General features: G+C 49.5%; 15 protein-coding genes. 11 read left to right on the top strand and 4 right to left on the bottom strand.

What is annotated here, in order from left to right:
- Positions 1-151 precede the first annotated feature (151 nt).
- Positions 152-886: a Uma2 family endonuclease gene (locus H6F88_RS21615; RefSeq protein WP_190644797.1), complete on the bottom strand. Its 735-nt coding sequence runs from the start codon at positions 884-886 to the stop codon at positions 152-154.
- A 90-nt stretch (positions 887-976) separates the two neighbouring features.
- Positions 977-1,417 carry a DUF4168 domain-containing protein gene (locus H6F88_RS21610; RefSeq protein ID WP_190644796.1) on the bottom strand — a complete coding sequence of 147 codons (441 nt, stop codon included), beginning with the start codon at positions 1,415-1,417 and terminating at the stop codon, positions 977-979.
- A 191-nt stretch (positions 1,418-1,608) separates the two neighbouring features.
- Here H6F88_RS21610 and H6F88_RS21605 point away from each other — a divergent pair, with 191 nt between their 5' ends.
- From H6F88_RS21605 to hisS, 3 genes are read left to right on the top strand one after another with little or no spacing between them, the layout of a single operon-like run.
- On the top strand, positions 1,609-1,881 hold the full coding sequence (locus H6F88_RS21605; RefSeq protein ID WP_190644795.1) for a helix-turn-helix transcriptional regulator: 273 nt from the start codon (positions 1,609-1,611) through the stop codon (positions 1,879-1,881).
- A gap of 18 nt (positions 1,882-1,899) precedes the next feature.
- Positions 1,900-2,217 carry a hypothetical protein gene (locus tag H6F88_RS21600; protein WP_242050649.1) on the top strand — a complete coding sequence of 106 codons (318 nt, stop codon included), beginning with the start codon at positions 1,900-1,902 and terminating at the stop codon, positions 2,215-2,217.
- Positions 2,218-2,232: 15 nt separating this feature from the next.
- Positions 2,233-3,516, top strand: coding sequence for a histidine--tRNA ligase (gene hisS / locus H6F88_RS21595; protein ID WP_190644794.1), 1,284 nt, complete (start codon positions 2,233-2,235; stop codon positions 3,514-3,516).
- A 264-nt stretch (positions 3,517-3,780) separates the two neighbouring features.
- On the opposite strand, the gene radA is transcribed toward hisS, so the two are convergent.
- Complete coding sequence (gene radA / locus H6F88_RS21590; RefSeq protein WP_190644793.1) at positions 3,781-5,325, bottom strand: DNA repair protein RadA; 1,545 nt, start codon at positions 5,323-5,325, stop codon at positions 3,781-3,783.
- A gap of 182 nt (positions 5,326-5,507) precedes the next feature.
- On the opposite strand from radA, the gene rpaB reads away from it, so the two are divergent.
- The 8 genes from rpaB to H6F88_RS21550 all read left to right on the top strand — a co-directional run bounded on the left by rpaB (position 5,508) and on the right by H6F88_RS21550 (position 16,206).
- Positions 5,508-6,239, top strand: a complete 732-nt coding sequence (gene rpaB / locus H6F88_RS21585; protein WP_190644792.1) for a response regulator transcription factor RpaB — start codon at positions 5,508-5,510, stop codon at positions 6,237-6,239.
- A gap of 67 nt (positions 6,240-6,306) precedes the next feature.
- On the top strand, positions 6,307-7,338 hold the full coding sequence (plsX, locus tag H6F88_RS21580) for a phosphate acyltransferase PlsX (RefSeq protein WP_190644791.1): 1,032 nt from the start codon (positions 6,307-6,309) through the stop codon (positions 7,336-7,338).
- A 2-nt stretch (positions 7,339-7,340) separates the two neighbouring features.
- Positions 7,341-8,342, top strand: a complete 1,002-nt coding sequence (locus H6F88_RS21575) for a beta-ketoacyl-ACP synthase 3 (RefSeq protein WP_190644790.1) — start codon at positions 7,341-7,343, stop codon at positions 8,340-8,342.
- 17 nt (positions 8,343-8,359) lie between these two features.
- On the top strand, positions 8,360-9,247 hold the full coding sequence (gene fabD, locus H6F88_RS21570) for an ACP S-malonyltransferase (protein ID WP_190644789.1): 888 nt from the start codon (positions 8,360-8,362) through the stop codon (positions 9,245-9,247).
- Positions 9,248-9,849: 602 nt separating this feature from the next.
- Positions 9,850-9,990 carry a hypothetical protein gene (locus H6F88_RS21565; protein ID WP_190644788.1) on the top strand — a complete coding sequence of 47 codons (141 nt, stop codon included), beginning with the start codon at positions 9,850-9,852 and terminating at the stop codon, positions 9,988-9,990.
- Positions 9,987-13,829: a PAS domain S-box protein gene (locus tag H6F88_RS21560; protein WP_190644787.1), complete on the top strand. Its 3,843-nt coding sequence runs from the start codon at positions 9,987-9,989 to the stop codon at positions 13,827-13,829. Before H6F88_RS21565 ends, H6F88_RS21560 begins: the two co-directional genes overlap by 4 nt.
- Positions 13,830-13,884: 55 nt before the next feature.
- Positions 13,885-15,711 carry an adenylate/guanylate cyclase domain-containing protein gene (locus H6F88_RS21555; RefSeq protein WP_190644786.1) on the top strand — a complete coding sequence of 609 codons (1,827 nt, stop codon included), beginning with the start codon at positions 13,885-13,887 and terminating at the stop codon, positions 15,709-15,711.
- 12 nt (positions 15,712-15,723) lie between these two features.
- Positions 15,724-16,206, top strand: a complete 483-nt coding sequence (locus H6F88_RS21550; RefSeq protein WP_190644785.1) for a CYTH domain-containing protein — start codon at positions 15,724-15,726, stop codon at positions 16,204-16,206.
- A gap of 93 nt (positions 16,207-16,299) precedes the next feature.
- Here H6F88_RS21550 and H6F88_RS21545 read toward each other — a convergent pair whose 3' ends face one another.
- Positions 16,300-17,064 carry a ferritin-like domain-containing protein gene (locus H6F88_RS21545; protein WP_190644784.1) on the bottom strand — a complete coding sequence of 255 codons (765 nt, stop codon included), beginning with the start codon at positions 17,062-17,064 and terminating at the stop codon, positions 16,300-16,302.
- Positions 17,065-17,375: the final 311 nt, after the last annotated feature.

Genomic DNA, 17,375 nt, shown 5'->3' with positions numbered 1-17,375 from the left:
AAGGCAGGTCTTCACCCTGCCTTCCTTCTTTGTTCTAGCCTGTATGACTATAGCGATACCTTAACGCCCCAACTCACTCATACCTGTGGAAGACCATGGTACACGGAGCTTCTAGACAAAAAACGTTTTGATTACAATAGGTAGTGTCGTATTAACTCAGTCGTTCAGGATCAATCCCTAGCTCTCGTAGCTTTGCTGCTAACGCCTCAGCACGTTGACGTTCTTGCTCAGTCTGTTCTGAACTCCACAAAAGCAGATTTCCAGACGCATCCCACCAGCGCAACCAGTTGATTGTATGTCCTAACCGTTCTCCTCTCCAAATTCCTAGCCACAGGTCTAACTCAGGAATATGAATTCGCCCTTCCAAGTTGACAGGTTGCAGCACATAGCGCCCTGCTTGAAGACAGCGCACCTCTAGTTCGGGTTCATAAGGATCGTAAGTAACATAGGTCGGAACTTGTAAGATGTGTTCGTAAAAGTAAAGCTTGCCGTAGGGTGGCGTAGAGCGAACCGACAGTTCACCACCATCTTCTTCGGATAAAAACTCCATCACAACTGCCACGCGATCGCCTTCTCGATTTGGGGTATAGCTGCGGCGAATTACCCCCTCAGCTACAGGATTTACACGGGGCACGTAGAGCCAATCAGGAGCTTTAACAACAACTTTTTTATTAACAGTGGCAACCAGCCCAAAGTTGGAGACGATCAGCATTTCAGGCAGAATTCGCTGATTTGCGCCCAATGCATCAGTGAGGGTTGCTGCTAGGAGCGGTTGTTGAATATTTTCCAGCGGGTCGTCAGGTAGTTTGTAGCCGGCAGGCAAAATGTCCCAGGTAACAGTTGGGGGTGACTGAGCGGATAGATTGTGTGAAGCGTGTAAAACCATCAGATTGCTCTCAACCTGAACAAATCATTGCAAAAGAAGCTTAGGAATAAACAAAATTAGTACATTTGTCGTCGCCTCAAGTATATCAACTTAACTTCCTGCTTCCTGAAGTTGGGTGGCAATGCGTTCACCAAATTCTGGGTCGGTATTTGCTAACCCTAAAAGCTGCAAGTATTCTTGCCAGGTTAAGCCTGTGGAAGCGATCGCCTCAAACGCTTCTGCCTCAATCTCTTGCTGAACTTGTAGTGATTCAGATTCGGTTTCTGCACTTTGAAGCTCACCTTCTCGTTGCTCAACCAACTTGATCACCTGTACATAAGCTTGAACAAACTGGCTCACCTTTTCTGAAGAAATATCATTAACATCTGGGCTGGAGCGGTTAGGCGTTGTTTCCTCCAAAGTAGGAGTCGTCTCCTGGTTGGAGTTTGGTTGTGCAGCCCAACTCACTGGAGCAATAGCCAACAGTCCCCATGCCCAAGCTGACACCACCAAAACAATCCGTTTTAACCAAATCCAGAAAGTTGAACACATCGATATTCTGAGCTGTTGATTTTGAGATGTTGTAAATTCAATTCTTTTATCGTCTGAAACTCGTTTGAGCAGGATTCTCCACCCGGCAACATTTCAAAAGTTGAACAGGATTTTGAGATAAAAGCGGTTTTTGCAGTGAAGCCCTTAGAATTGAGGGAGGCGATGAGTAAATATACACGGTGAGAAGCATTATGGCGGGCGGCGATCAGACCTCTGGGACACTCTCAGATCGAGAATTGCAAATCCTGGAACTGGTGGCTGGTGGCTTGACCAACCAGGAGATTGCAGAAAAGCTAGAAATTAGCAAGCGCACTGTTGACAACCATATCAGCAATATCCTGACCAAAACTTCAACCGGCAATCGAGTTGCTCTGGTCAGGTGGGCCTTGCAGTGGGGGAAAGTTTGTATTGATGAAGTTAACTGCTGTACTTTGCCCATTTCTAGTGATGAAATTATTTCTTAATGAGTGCGTTTAGCTGAGATGATGAATCAACCGATCGCCCAAACTGGTGCCCAAACTGGAGATGTAGAGCAGCCTTACCAAATCCGATGTGATCGGTTGCCGTTGGCAATCTATCGCGAAGTAGTAGCCCATTTACGTCAAGTTGCGGGGGTCGAAGCGGGGCTGTTGCCTCAGACATCTCAAAAGTTTGACTATTTACAGAGCCAGGTGGGTGGGCTGTGGATTCAATATACGGCAGCGGCTGACCAGGCTTCGCATCTACGGGTGGAGCAAATTTTGGCGTACTATGGCGATCGCTACGGCAACTGGGAAGTGGTTAAACCGACTGAGAAGTAATCTGAGAAGTAATTCATGGGCGCGATTCAGGCTTTGAGAGGAACCCGCGATATTTTGCCAGAGGAGGTCAGCTACTGGCAGCGGGTAGAGACGGCTGCAAGAGGTATTCTGGGCAGGTCGGCTTATCGAGAAATTCGGACTCCTATTTTTGAGCAGACTGACCTGTTCGAGCGAGGCATTGGTGAAGCAACCGATGTCGTAGGCAAGGAGATGTATACCTTCAAGGATCGGGGCGATCGCTCCCTTACCCTGCGTCCTGAAAATACTGCTGGCGTAATTCGCGCCTTTATTGAGCATCACCTCCACGCTCAGGGTGGGGTGCAGCGGCTCTGGTATACGGGCCCGATGTTTCGCTACGAGCGTCCCCAAGCGGGGCGGCAGCGGCAATTTCACCAGTTAGGCGCTGAGTTGGTCGGCAGTCCCGATCCGCGTGCTGATGCAGAAGTCATTGCGATCGCCACCGACCTACTGCAATCGCTGGGCTTAAAGGCGCTGCGAATGGACTTGAATTCAGTAGGAACTATCGCTGATCGGCAAACTTACCGAGAAGCCTTGGTTGCCTATTTCACGCCTCACCAAGCGGAACTAGATGCTGACTCTCAGGATCGGCTGACGCGCAACCCGCTACGAATTCTGGATAGCAAAGATGAGCGGACAAAGGCGATCGCTCAAGACGCACCGAGTATTTTGGACTATCTCAGCCCTGATTCTCAAAAGCACTTTGACCGAGTACGGCAGCTTTTGGAAGATTTAGGCATTTCCTATCAACTGAATCCTCGCCTAGTACGAGGGCTAGACTACTACACGCACACTGCATTCGAGATTATTTCTGATGACCTAGGTGCCCAGTCCACTGTTTGCGGTGGCGGTCGCTATGACGGCTTGGTTGCAGAATTAGGCGGACCAGAGACTCCCGCTGTGGGTTGGGCGATCGGTCTAGAGCGGCTGATTTTGCTGCTGCAACAGCAATCCCTTGCAACAGCAGCCGTTGATTTTTACCTCGTGTCGCGGGGCGATCGCGCTGAAGCCCAAGCCTTGAAACTTGCCCAAACCCTCCGTCAGCTTGGATTTGCAGCAGAACTTGATCTCAGCGGCAGTGCCTTTGGCAAACAGTTCAAGCGGGCAGATCGTAGTGGTGCAGTCGCTTGCCTGATCCTGGGTGATGCCGAAGCAGACAGCGAAACGGTTCAGATCAAGTGGTTAAAGTCAGGAGAACAGGAGGCGATCGCCCAATCTGATCTACCAGACAAAGCCGATGACCTACGCCGCCGAATTACAGATTTCAGAGAGGGCGCATAGAACGTGTAGGGACGCAGCATTCGGGCAACAAAAGCGTTAGAGGCAAAGACTTGAATCCGAATGCTACGCCCGGTTCGGATTCAACCCCAGTTCGAGTTCAGTTCAAGAGTATGCCAAATCCGACATGACGTTCGGATGAAAATCAAGGGTGAATCACAAATGGTTTGTTATGTCCAACTGGGCATGGCATCCGGAGGGCGTGGCATTCGGACGAAAATCATCGGTATATCGCGAGAAGAGTTTTCTGAATGCCGCGCCCCTACGTCATTCTTCCTCATTCCCCCCTTTCACCAACGCGACTCCGATCGCATCCACAACTCTTGCCACTGGAATGATTTCTAAACCAGAGTCAGAATTGGCTTGGGTATGAGGCACGATCGCCCGCTTAAACCCTAATTTTGCAGCTTCTTTGAGCCGTAGCTCCATTTGCGAGACGGGACGCACCTGTCCACCTAAGCCGACTTCGCCGATCAGCACCGTACCCGGATCAACGATGCGATCGCGGAAACTGGCAGCAACAGCGATCGCCACCCCCAAATCCGCTGCGGGTTCTCCTACACTCAATCCCCCAGATGAAGCAACATAAGCATCCAGCTTAGACAGCGGGATTCCCACCCGCTTTTCTAGCACTGCCAGGATTTGCAGCAGACGGTTGTACTCAATTCCCGTTGTGGAACGGCGCGGGGAAGCATAGCTGGTTGGACTGACCAATGCCTGCAACTCCACAACTAAGGGACGGGTACCTTCACAAGCGACGATTGTGGCTGTTCCTGAAGAGGCTTCATCCCGATTGCCCAAAAATAGCTCTGAGGGATTTGTCACCTCTTCTAAACCGCGATCGACCATTTCAAACACGCCTAGCTCATGGGTTGCGCCAAAGCGGTTTTTCACCGATCGCAGCAAACGATGACTGGCAAAGCGATCGCCCTCAAAGTACAGCACCGTATCAACTAAGTGTTCCAACACTTTAGGACCAGCGATCGCCCCTTCCTTCGTCACGTGCCCCACAATAAACAGCGTGATATGCTCCCGTTTGGCAAGCTGCATCAGCGCCGATGTACATTCCCGCACCTGAGAGACTGAACCGGGAGCCGAATTGAGGGTGGCAAAGTAAAGCGCCTGAATACTGTCGATAATCGCCACCTGCGGTCGCAACGATTCTAGTTCCAGCAAAACTGTTTCTAAATCCGTTTCCGGCAATAGATAAAGATTGGACTCTGAGGGCGCAATTACAGCGGCTCCAGTTGCTCCATTCCTACCGTCTGCATCCTCTGCCACAGCTTGTCGAATATTTGGGGGCTTACGAGAGCTTCCATTTACATCTCCCTCTTTGCCCTTCTCTGCTCCACACAAACGCTGCCAGCGCAGTTTTACCTGCTGCCCCGACTCTTCTGCACAGACATAAAGCATTCGGTATTGCGCCGATAGCCGATTGGTCACTTGCAGCAGCAGCGTTGATTTACCGATACCCGGATCACCCCCAATCAGCACCAGGGAACCCGGAACAATGCCGCCGCCTAAGACCCGGTCTAACTCCGTATAGCCGGACGACAATCGCGATTGAGGATAGTCGGAAATCTGCGGTAAAGTCAGCGACACAATTGCTTGAGGCGCAGTCGACTCACCCGATCGCCTAGATTTTGTGCTGGTTTTAGCGGCGATCGCCCCCACCCTTGAAGAACTTGCACTAGCAGGTACAACCTGCTCTACCATTGAGTTCCAACTGCTACAAAAGGGACACTTACCAAAATATTGAGGAGACTCTGCTCCACATTCGTTACAAACGTATTGCGATCGCGACTTTGCCATTTTTATTAATGTTAGATTTATTCAGCCCTGTTTAATTTTCAGCAAGAATCTTAAGAAACCGTGAAATGTAGCTCTAGCGCGATTTTCAGCGATCTCAGAGGGATCTTAATGAGGTAATATCTTAATGATAAAGTGATGAAAAATTAATTATCGAAAAGGTCACTTAAGGAGCGTTGAGTAAGTTGGAAAATCATAAAGAAAAAATATTGGTTGTGGATGACGAAGCCAGCATTCGTCGTATCTTGGAAACTCGTTTGTCGATGATTGGTTACGACGTAGTAACAGCTGCGGACGGTGAAGAAGCTCTCGACACATTTCGCAATGCTGACCCCGATCTAGTCGTGCTGGACGTAATGATGCCCAAGCTAGATGGCTACGGAGTTTGTCAAGAGCTACGCAAAGAGTCAGACGTACCCATCATCATGCTAACTGCCTTGGGTGATGTGGCTGATCGCATCACGGGCTTAGAGCTGGGCGCTGATGACTACGTTGTCAAACCCTTTTCCCCCAAAGAGCTAGAAGCTCGAATTCGCTCTGTGTTGCGTCGAGTCGAAAAAGTTGGCACCACTGGAATTCCTAGCTCCGGCGTGATCCACATCAACAATATCCGGATCGACACCAACAAGCGACAAGTTTACAAAGGCGACGAGCGAATTCGGCTGACAGGCATGGAGTTTAGCTTGCTAGAACTGCTCGTGGGGCGATCGGGAGAACCCTTTTCTCGCTCCGAAATTTTACAAGAAGTGTGGGGCTACACACCAGAACGCCACGTTGATACACGGGTTGTAGATGTCCACATTTCACGCCTACGCGCCAAGCTAGAGGACGATCCTAGCAACCCAGAATTAATTTTGACCGCACGGGGCACAGGCTACTTGTTCCAAAGAATTATTGAGCCTGGAGAAAATGAGTAGTTCGTTCTATCCGTCCCAGGAGAGAGTCCATCTGATAGAATTTTTTAGGTTTCTATAACTTTGGTCAATGGGATCAACTCGGGCACGGATTGCAATTGACGCGATGGGCGGAGATCATGCGCCCGCCGAAATCGTCGCTGGGGCGTTAAGGGCACGCGAAGAACTGGACGTAGAAGTTTTGCTGGTGGGCGATCCCCAGCAAATTGAAACGTCTATGAAACATCACAACGCTTCTCAGGTAGAGGTCGTTCCGGCAGAAGGCACGATTGAAATGCATGAAGAGCCGCTTAGTGGCTTGAAACGCAAGCCTAAAGCTTCTATCAATGTCGCGATGGAATTGGTAAAGCAGGGGCGGGCCGATGGAGTGGTTTCAGCCGGACACTCTGGGGCTGCAATGGCAGCGGCACTGTTGCGTTTGGGACGGTTGAAAGGCATCGATCGCCCTGCAATCGGTGCAGTACTGCCCACTCTAATCGCCAGTAAACCAGTGCTGATCCTGGATGTTGGGGCGAATGTAGACTGTCGCCCTAAATTCTTGGAACAGTTTGCGATGATGGGCACGATTTATTCTCACTCGGTGCTAGGCATTGAAGAACCTAAAGTCGGACTACTGAACATCGGCGAAGAGTCTTCTAAGGGAAATGATCTGGCCGTTCGGACGCACCAAATGCTGCACGACAACCCTAAGATTCCGTTTATTGGTAATGCCGAAGGACGAGATGTGCTGTCGGGTAACTTTGACGTGGTCGTCTGTGACGGATTTGTGGGCAATGTGCTGCTGAAGTTTGCCGAAGCGGTCGGTGAAGTAGCGCTGCACATTTTGCGTGAAGAATTACCTCAGGGTCTACATGGTCAGGTGGGTACAGCTTTGCTGAAGCCCAATTTGCGGCGGATCAAGCAACGAATGGATCATGCTGAGCATGGTGGCGGTCTGTTACTGGGCGTTGCTGGAATCTGCATCATCAGTCATGGCAGTTCCCAGGCTCCTTCAATCTTTAATGCCATTCGTCTGGCTAAAGAGGCGGTCGATCACAACGTTCTTGATCAGATTCAATCCCAATACCAGAAGACCGAGGCGATCGCCCCGGACGGAGAGTAACTGTGCATCAATCAGGAATCGGCATTGCGATTACAGGAAGTGGTTCAGCCGCACCTCCTGTTGTTCTCGATAACGCTGGCATGAGCCAGTTTGTGGAGACTTCAGATGAATGGATTTCGTCTCGCACCGGAATTCGGCAGCGTCACCTGTCTGATGCCCAAGGTTCAGTGACAGATATTGCAACCCAGGCGGCTCAGGCGGCGATCGCTATGTCAGGCATCACTGCCGCCGATATAGATCTGATCATCCTGGCAACCTCCACCTCTGACGATTTGTTTGGCAGCGCCAGCAAAATTCAGTCAGAACTGGGTGCGATCAAAGCGGCCGCCTTTGATATCACTGCCGCCTGCTCTGGTTTTGTGTTTGGCATGGTGACAGCGGCTCAATTTATCCGCACCGGTACCTATCGCAATGTCTTGCTGATTGGAGCCGATCTGCTTTCTCGCTGGACAGACTGGACCGATCGCCGTACCTGTGTCCTGTTTGGTGATGGAGCGGGTGCAGTCGTGATGCAGGCTCATGAGGGAGGCGATCGCCTGTTAGGATTTGAGCTACACAGTGACGGCAGCCAAAACCATTGCCTCAACCTTTCCTATCAGGCAGAGTCTAAAGAACTGATTGAGGGAGTTAGTGTCGGTAAAGGCACCTACCAACCTATTACGATGGACGGTCGGGAAGTGTACCGCTTTGCCGTCAAGCGAGTTCCCGAAGTTTTGGAAAAGGCTCTATTCCATGCCAGCCTCACCGTTGAGGATGTCGATTGGCTGCTGTTGCACCAGGCCAACCAGCGAATTCTCGACGCAGTTGCCGAACGGCTCAACATTCCCAGTCAGAAAGTCCTCAGCAACATGGGCGAATATGGCAATACCTCCGCCGCGTCGATTCCAATTGCGTTGGATGAAGCTGTGCGAGATGGCAGAATTCAACCCGGCGACGTGATTGCCGCCTCTGGTTTTGGAGCCGGACTGACCTGGGGTGCAGCTATTTTTCGTTGGGGCAAATGAAGTAGGGGCAAATGAATATGACTAAAACCGCGTGGGTGTTTCCTGGGCAAGGGTCACAGGCGATCGGCATGGGATCTGACTTACTCGATCTGTCTCTCGCTCAAGCAAAAATTGATCAGGCTGAGCAAATTCTCGGCTGGTCCATCCCTGAGATTTGCCAGAGCGAAGACGACAAAGTATCGAAAACGCTTTACACTCAGCCCTGCCTCTACGTCATCGAAAGCATTTTGGCGGAGCTTTTGCTCGAAAAGGGTCAACAGCCCGATCTGGTTGCAGGTCACAGTTTGGGCGAATACGTTGCGCTTTGCGTGGCAGGCGTGTTTGACTTCGAGACGGGATTACGTCTAGTCAAGCGACGAGCAGAGCTGATGGATAGCGCTTCAGATGGGATGATGGCTGCGCTGATTGGCTTTGATCGGGAGCAACTAGAGCAGCAGATCCAGCAAACTGAAAATGTGGTGCTAGCAAACGACAATAATTCAGGGCAAGTCGTGATTTCTGGCACGCCCGAAGCAGTAGAACAGATTCTTTCTCAGGTCAAGGCAAAGCGGGCTGTTAAGCTCAATGTCAGCGGTGCGTTTCACTCTCCGCTGATGGCAGAAGCCGCTGCTGAGTTTAAGTTAGTCCTAGACATCGTCGCCTTTCAAACCGCCCGTGTACCTGTCTTGTCTAATGTTGAGCCAACGCCTGCTACAGATGGGGAGGTACTGAAGGATCGGCTGGTGCGCCAAATGACTGGCTCAGTTCGCTGGCGAGAAATTTCTCTACGCTTGCCTCAGGAAGGGATGGAGCGGGTCATTGAGATTGGCCCAGGCAAAGTGCTGACCGGATTAATTAAGCGGACTAGCCCTGAATTAAAGCTGCAGAATATCAGCACGATTGAGGAACTTAGCGCTGCAAACTAAGTAGTAACTAAAGCCGTAGGATGGGTGGAGCATCGCAGAACCTGTGCTGTCAGAAGACTTTAGCCATTGAAGCTAACCCATCAGATGAGACTAGACACGCTGTGGATTGGGTAAAACCTAAGGTCTACCTAGTCTTTGTTGGGTTCCGCTTTGCTTCACCCAACCTACTACGACGACTGTTTAAGTTGACACAACACAAAAAAGCTTGTACGGATTTCAACCAACTGATTGCGTAGGCTTAGCAGATAGGTTATAAGCCTTAGCCGATGGGTTCAGTAGACTGAGCGCCAAATCATGTCTGTGGTTTGAACGTGTGTTAGTTTGTGTACTAGACATCTATCTTCGTACACAAACTTGCCAGTGGCACCGTAAAAACTCCTGAATTACTGTAGGGAGTTTCTTTGCGATCGCTTCCAACCATAGCAACCGAGTGAGAAGCTATGTCCTCACTGAACATTTTGGTGCAAATCTCTTTGGCTCAGGTGATTCAGTGTCATCCTCCGATTTTTGCCCCTGGTGCTCCGATTCAGCAAGTAATCAGCCGCAAGTCACTGGACTAATCACACTGCAAAATATTGCTGAATCTTTGGAGCAGCTTGTTGTTGAATACACCGATCGCATTGAGCAAGAAACGAGCGATCGCCAGAGCGACTGAGCAAGCCAATTTGCATCGCTGTCTGCACAAACCCTGGCAGGCTGAAGAACTGATTGAAACCATCAAATCAGGTTTAATGAAACTATGAATAAACCCGTTGTTATTTGTGTTGATGATGAGCCTGCGGTATTAGACAGCCTTAAAATTGAGCTTAAAAAAGCATTAGGAGATGAATGCATTATTGAAACGGCTGAAGGTAGTGAAGATGTACTAGAGCTGTTCCAGGAACTGTTAGATGAACAAGCCGAAATCGCCTTAATTTCAGCTGATTACGTGGTGCCTGGGATCAAGGGCAATGAATTGTTGGGGTGTATTCATGAGCGATCGCCCAACATGCTCAAAATCACACTAACTGGGCAAGCAACCTTAGAGGCAGTAGGCAATACACTTAGACAAGCTAGATTGCATCGCTACATTTCTAAACGCTGGCAGCCTGAGGATCTGATAGCCGTTGTGGACGCAGTTCATAGCTATCTGCAAGACCGAAAACTGTCTAAACAAACCCATACATTACAGGAAGTCAATCAGCAGCTAAAACAACTGAATGCTTCGGTGGATCAAAGGATTCAGGAACGAACTGGGATTTTGGAGCAAGAAGCTTCCGAACGACAACAAATGGAGTTTGAACTGCGCCGACGAGAGCAAGAATTTAGAGCGCTAGTTGAGAATTCACCAGACGCAATCATGCGGGTTGATCGGCAGGTTCGATATTTGTATGTCAATCCAAAGGTGGAGCAAGAAACAGGAATTCCTGCCTCAGCGTTTATTGGTAAAACCAATCAGGAATTAGGGTTTCCTGAGCCATTAGCAACCCTTTGGCAGGATGCAGTTCAGCGAGTTTTAGAATCTGGGCAAGAACAAAGCTTGGAGTATGAAATCTTGCTGCCGGATAAGACTGCTTATTATTTTTCTCGCATTGTTCCTGAGATTGCACGAGATGGCTCAATTCAGTCTGTTTTGATTGTTGCGCGCGATATTACCGATCGCAAACAAGCCGAAGAAGAACTGTTTCAAAGTAAACGGTTTATTGAACGAGTAACTGACGATTCACCACAGCTTTTATATATTTTTGACCTGACAACGCAGGGAAGCATTTACGTTAATCATCAAATTTATGAAACGTTAGGCTATCACCCAGAAGAAGTTTTGCAAGCAGGTTCACAATTTCTTTTAGATAAATTTCACCCTGAAGATCAAGAAGTTTTAGCGGAATACGTCAATGCTTGGGCAGAGGTTGCAGATGGTCAGGTTGTAGAGCGGGAATATCGGCTCAAGTGTGCCAATGGCGAATGGCGCTGGTTGCGATCGCGCGATGTCGTCTTTACCCGAGATGAGAATGGGGTTCCAACTCAAATTCTCGGTACTGCTGTTGATGTGACCACCCGTAAGCAAACTGAAGCCACATTGCAACAACAAGAACAGTTCCTCCGCAGCATTTATGAGGGGGTTGAAGAGTCCATTTTTGTGATTGACGTTTTAGAAGATGGCGAATTTTGCTATGCCGGGTTGAATCCTTCTCATGAACGCTTTACGGGCATTTCGTCTACCGATTTGTGTGGCAAAACGCCTGAGCAAGTGTTTCCACTAGAGTCCGCAACAGCAGTACGGCGACACTATCAGGACTGTGTGGATCTGGGCAAAGCCATCGGCTATGAAGAATGTTTGCCTTTTAATGGACAGGAGGTGTGGTGGTTTACCAACCTGGTGCCGATCTGGAATGGCTCTCGGATTCATCGCATCATTGGCACCTCAATTAACAGCACCGATCGCAAACAGGCAGAGCAAGCGCTCCAAGCCAGTCTGGAACGTGAAAGAGCGGTCACCCGTGTGATTGAGCAGATGCGCCAAAGTCTGGACGTAGAGACGATCTTTAAAGCAACAACCCAGGAGCTACGGCAGCTATTGAAGTGCGATCGCGTCGTCGTTTATCGATTTAACCCGGACTGGAGCGGCAACTTTGTCTCTGAGTCGGTTGCAAGCGGTTGGATTCCTCTAATTCAAAAACAGGAACTTGAGCCTGATCTGACGCAAAATTTCACTAGCAGCAAAGAGTGCAGGGTGAAGCGACTAGAGCCACCCACAAATTTTGTCCAAGATACCCACCTGCAAAATACTCAAGGAGGTATCTACAGTCGAGGCAATCGGGGAATCTGGGTCGAAGACATCTATCAGGCTGGGTTTAGTACTTGCTACATCGAGTTGCTTGAGCGGTTGCAAGCTAGAGCCTGCATGACGGTTCCGATTTGGCAGAGCAACAAACTGTGGGGACTGCTCTCTGCTAACCAAAACTCAGGACCACGCCGTTGGGAAGAGGCCGAAATAGGCATCGTCATTCACGTTGCAGCACAAATGGGAGTTTCCCTTCAACAAGCAGAACTATTTGCTCAGGTGCAGCACCAGGCGGCAGAGTTGCGAGAAGCCAAAGATCGGGCAGATGCCGCCAACAAAGCGAAGGGCGAGTTTTTGGCAAACATGAGCCATGAATTGCGAACGCCCCTTAATGCAATTTTGGGATTCACTCAGCTTTTAGGGCGAACTCCTGCCAGTGCGCCAGAAGCCCAAGAATATTTAGACATTATTCTGCACAGCGGTGAGCATTTGCTGGAACTGATCAACGACGTTTTGGAAATGTCCAAGATTGATGAGGGTCGAGTCACGCTCAATCAAACCTGCTTTGACCTTTATCAACTGCTGAATAGCCTGGAGGAAATGTTTCGGCTCAAGGCGAAGTCTAAGGGACTGGAATTGCGATTCAATCGCACTGCTCAGGTTCCCCAGTTTATTCAAGCAGATGAGGGAAAACTTCGTCAGATTCTCATCAACCTGCTAAGTAACGCAATTAAGTTTACTCAAACTGGAAGTGTTCTGCTTGGCGTTGCGACGAGGATTGAGGAATCTGTGGGGAGGGACTACGAAAGCAGACCGATGACCAGTCCACCAGGGCAGGTAACGCTTTGTTTTGAAATTGAAGATACCGGACAGGGAATTTCGGCAGAAGAGCTTGACACCGTGTTTGATGCTTTCGTGCAGGCAAAAGCCGGACAACAAGCTCAACAGGGAACCGGTCTAGGGCTGTCGATTAGCCGCCGCTTTGTGCAACTGATGGGAGGCGACATCACGGTTAGCAGCACTGTGGGACAAGGCTCGACGTTTAAGTTTGAGCTTCGAGTTGACTCAGTTGTTTCTGCCAATCGACAAGGAAATACTCCTACACCCAGGAGGGCTGTCCGCCTGGAGCCGCATCAGCCAACTCGCCGGGTGCTGATCGTCGAAGATCAGATTACGAATCGGATGATTATCGTGAAGCTACTGACTAAGATGGGGTTTGAGGTGCGAGAGGCGGGGAATGGCAAAGAGGCGATCGCCCTTTGGCAAAGCTGGTTGCCTGATCTGATCCTGATGGACATGCAAATGCCTGTAATGGATGGCTATGAGGCAGCTCAGCAAATCCGAAAACGGGAGCGAGAAGCACAACTATCGTCCGATTATCATTCCCACACTGCAATTATTGCCCTAACGGCCAGTGCCTTTGATGAACAGCGACAGCGGATGCTAGAAGCTGGCTGCGACGATTGCCTCTATAAACCGATTGGAGCAGATGAACTGTTGACGGCGATCGCTCAACGTTTAGGCGTGCGCTATGCCTATACTGAAACCCCTGAACGAGCTAATGAACTTCAGCAAAACACAGATACACCTGCCACAGAACGACCTTTACAGGCTTCAGATTTGAAGGTGATGCCACTATCCTGGCGCACGGAGCTACAGCACGCCGCGACTCAACTCAACCCTAGCCTTTGCACAAAGCTGATTAAGCAAATTCCTGCGGAACATGCAGAACTTGCCCGCGCACTGAAGAAGGTAGTCTATAATTTTCAGTTTGCGACCCTGATTGAGCTAGCTCAACCTACTCAGAGTCAGGAGTAGCGATCGCCACAAAAATGGTTTCCCAGGACGGACAAAGACTAGAGCTGGAGCCTATATGTCAAATCCCGATTCTAAATCAGCTGTTGATCTGTCCGAGGGGGAAAGGCTGTCTCTACCACCAGCGATCGCTTACTACATTCGTAGACTGCTGCGCCGCAACCTGGATCGGCTCCAGTCTAACCTGGCTCCAGAATCTGCAATTACCGTTAACGCTTTGAGCGATTTTGACGCAGTAATTGCAGACCTTTATGTGGAAACTGAAAAAATCAACACAGCCGTTTTAGAACTCAAGGCTCTGACGGTATCTCACCAAACGTTTAGTTTGCAAAAGTCAAAGCACCGTCAGGAATTGCTGGACTTAGAGCAACAAATCTTTGAGTTACTAGGCTTTGAATGGCAAGAAACAGACTACCAAAAAGTAATTTTGGTCGTAGATGATACACCCGAAAATTTGCATCTCTTATCTTCTACGTTGAGTCAGCAAGGCTATGACATTCGGGGGGCGATTAGCGGCTCAATTGCCCTGACTGGAATTCGCAACATCATGCCCGACTTGATTTTGCTGGATATTATGATGCCAGGAATCAACGGCTACGAAGTTTGCGAACAAATCAAAGCAGACACGCTGCTGCAAGACATTCCAATCATTTTTATCAGCGCCGTTGACGATGCCTTAGATAAGGTTAAAGCGTTTGAAGTTGGTGCGGTCGATTACATTACAAAACCCTTTCAAATTGAAGAAGTGCTAGCTCGCGTTGAGCTGCAACTTAACACCCGCAGTTTGCAAAAGCGGTTAGAAGAGCAAAACGTTCGCCTACAGCAAGAAATTGGCGATCGCCAGGACGCCGAGGACAAATATCGCAGCATCGTTGAAAACGCCATCGATGGTATCTTTCAAACCTCTCCTGATGGGCGTTATCTCAGCGCCAACCCTGCTCTAGCTAAAATCTACGGCTACGAATCGCCTGACGAACTAGTTGCCCAGATCAGCAATATTGGCCGTCAGCTTTACGTCCTCCCGACCCGTCGAGCCGAGTTCATCGCCTACATGCAGCAATACGGCATAGTTTCAGATTTTGAGTCTCAGGTCTACTGCAAAGATGGCAGTGTTATCTGGATTTCTGAAGATGCTCGGGTGGTCAAAGACGCAAATGACACGCTGCTGTACTACGAAGGCAGCGTCAAAGATGTTACTGAGCGCAGACAAGCCGAAGAAGAATTACGTCAAGCCCGTCGAGCCACAGAACAGTTGTTGCTCAACATTCTGCCCCAAAAAATTGCTGAGCGACTAAAGCGAGGACAGGCGCAGGTAATTGCTGATAATTTTGCTGAAGTCACCATTTTGTTTGCAGATATCGTTAACTTCACGCCCTATTCAGCCCAGGTACCACCTGTTCAACTGGTGAGACTACTGAATCAAATTTTCTCGACTTTTGATCAGCTCGTCGAACAGTATCGCCTGGAAAAAGTCAAAACTGTAGGAGATGCTTACATCGCGGTGGGTGGCTTGCCTCAGGTTAAACCCGACCACGCTGAAGCGATCGCAGACCTAGCTTTAGCCATGCAGCAGGCGATCGCCCAATTTCACCGCGATACAGGTGACTCCTTTTGCCTCCGCATCGGTATCAACACCGGTCCTGTCGTAGCGGGCGTAATTGGCACCAAAAAATTTAGCTACGACCTTTGGGGGGATACAGTTAACGTCGCTAGTCGCATGGAGTCCGAAGGCGTAGCCGATAAAATTCAAGTAACAGAAGTAACTTACAACGCCCTACGAGAGAAATACATCCTCAAGCCCAGAGGCAGTATCCGGATCAAAGGGCGGGGCGAAATGATGACCTACTGGTTACTTGGCAAGAAAGGGGAAAGCGCTCAGAGCTAGCAAGTGAAAATAATGGCAACCGAAATCGAACGAAAATTCCTGGTAGTTGGAGACGAATGGCGGAAATCTGCCATTGGAACGCTCTACCGTCAGGGTTACATCTTCTCAGACGTGCGGCGAACTGTGCGGGTGCGGGTTGCAGGCGAAAAAGGATTTTTGACGATCAAGGGTACGGCGGTTGGACTGGTGCGTCCAGAGTTTGAGTACGCAATTCCAACCGAAGACGCAACGCTAATGCTAGACACGTTGTGCGATCGCCCCCTGATCGAGAAAACCCGACATGTCCTTCGACAAGGTGATTTAACCTGGGAAATCGACGAATTTGCCGGAGAAAATCAAGGGCTGATCGTGGCAGAAGTTGAACTATCTGACGAAAATCAGCCCGTCGAATTGCCCTCCTGGATTGGACCAGAAGTTTCTCACGATCCGCGCTATTTCAACGCCGCGTTGGCCAAAAATCCTTTCAGCCATTGGAAGGAAGAGGCTAGGGGCTAGGAACTGGTTTATTTCCTGGTGCTTCCTGGTTCCTAATCTCCAGTTCGGGAACCAGGAAGCACTAGCCCCTAGCCCCCAGCCCCTAACCCCTCTTCAAACAGCCGCTAACTCCTTTCCTTCTGCTACACCTTCTGACATTTCAGCGGGTACTCCATCCTGTACGAGAGAAGGCTGCTGTCCATTTCGCTGGATCAAATTTCCCACCATTGCTAGCAGCGCATTAACTTTGCGAGTCCGCCATTCATCTACCAGGGCTATCACCTGATTGTGAGGCAGACGACGCTCCATTGCTTCTAGCAAGTAGGCGGCATGTCCCTTCTCATCTTGGGCAATGCTGAGAATGCTCTTCTTCAAATTGACACTCTGAGGATCGTCGGGCAGAGCGTTTGCCATTCGCGCAAAATCTTTACAGGCATCTAGCTCCAAAATATGAGTGCTGCCCAAAAATACAAGCCAGTCAATTTTTTCTGGACTCATATTTTCCCTAGAATAGCCCTCAAAGTAAGCATCAAAGAAAGGACTGCGCCGCCGCTCATCGGGTTTACCTTCTGCTGTGGTTTGGGGCACCTGCTTAAAGTCAATCACTTGTTTGTTGAGTTGCTTTAAGGCGTGGGCAAAAATCTGTCCGTGTTTGCGCTCGTCTTGAGCGTGGCGGCTAAGCTTTTCGGCTAACCAGTCATCCCCCTCCGCAGCGGCTCTCTGGCTGAGCGCTTCTAAAAAAGGGACTGAGCCTGATTCTGCAAGTTGAAAACCTGCTAGCAAGTTCGGGCGAGTCTGCAAATCCCGCATATTGCGCGCCGTGATGTAGGCGACTGCACCAGAACCAACAAGATGAAAAATTTGGGTGAACAAGTTCATAGCACCATCAAAGAGGAGAGTGTCTATGGTTCATCCTAATGAGTTTTGTAAATTTGGGGGTTGAGGTCTAAGGATAAGACAGGCAGTCACTCACACCCTCTGGAGCCTGCCAATATCTATAAGGCACAATAATTTATAAGGCACAATAATAAGAAGTCTTGGCTTAGCCTATCTGCATTCAGGCAATGCTGAAGCTCGTGCTATGGTTGTTCGCTACCATTGAAGCTGAAATGTGACCCAATGTGACGGGCTTGCACTTGCCTCTACAAGCTGATGTGCTTCTTTGACGATCTACCGATTTGGCAAATGAT

Source organism: Oculatella sp. FACHB-28, from assembly GCF_014696015.1.
In the GTDB taxonomy this organism is placed as follows: Bacteria; Cyanobacteriota; Cyanobacteriia; order Elainellales; family Elainellaceae; genus JAAUTN01.
This window is presented reverse-complemented; position numbering and strand designations above follow the sequence as displayed.

What these genes read in the sequence shown, in the direction of transcription:
- H6F88_RS21600 (WP_242050649.1), top strand. Translation starts at nt 1,900, where the DNA reads ATGATGAATCAACCGATCGCCCAAACTGGTGCCCAAACTGGAGATGTA.
- H6F88_RS21615 (WP_190644797.1), bottom strand. Translation starts at nt 886, where the DNA reads ATGGTTTTACACGCTTCACACAATCTATCCGCTCAGTCACCCCCAACT.
- H6F88_RS21550 (WP_190644785.1), top strand. Translation starts at nt 15,724, where the DNA reads ATGGCAACCGAAATCGAACGAAAATTCCTGGTAGTTGGAGACGAATGG.
- H6F88_RS21555 (WP_190644786.1), top strand. Translation starts at nt 13,885, where the DNA reads ATGTCAAATCCCGATTCTAAATCAGCTGTTGATCTGTCCGAGGGGGAA.
- H6F88_RS21605 (WP_190644795.1), top strand. Translation starts at nt 1,609, where the DNA reads ATGGCGGGCGGCGATCAGACCTCTGGGACACTCTCAGATCGAGAATTG.
- radA (WP_190644793.1), bottom strand. Translation starts at nt 5,325, where the DNA reads ATGGCAAAGTCGCGATCGCAATACGTTTGTAACGAATGTGGAGCAGAG.
- hisS (WP_190644794.1), top strand. Translation starts at nt 2,233, where the DNA reads ATGGGCGCGATTCAGGCTTTGAGAGGAACCCGCGATATTTTGCCAGAG.
- fabD (WP_190644789.1), top strand. Translation starts at nt 8,360, where the DNA reads ATGACTAAAACCGCGTGGGTGTTTCCTGGGCAAGGGTCACAGGCGATC.
- H6F88_RS21610 (WP_190644796.1), bottom strand. Translation starts at nt 1,417, where the DNA reads ATGTGTTCAACTTTCTGGATTTGGTTAAAACGGATTGTTTTGGTGGTG.
- H6F88_RS21545 (WP_190644784.1), bottom strand. Translation starts at nt 17,064, where the DNA reads ATGAACTTGTTCACCCAAATTTTTCATCTTGTTGGTTCTGGTGCAGTC.
- H6F88_RS21560 (WP_190644787.1), top strand. Translation starts at nt 9,987, where the DNA reads ATGAATAAACCCGTTGTTATTTGTGTTGATGATGAGCCTGCGGTATTA.
- plsX (WP_190644791.1), top strand. Translation starts at nt 6,307, where the DNA reads ATGGGATCAACTCGGGCACGGATTGCAATTGACGCGATGGGCGGAGAT.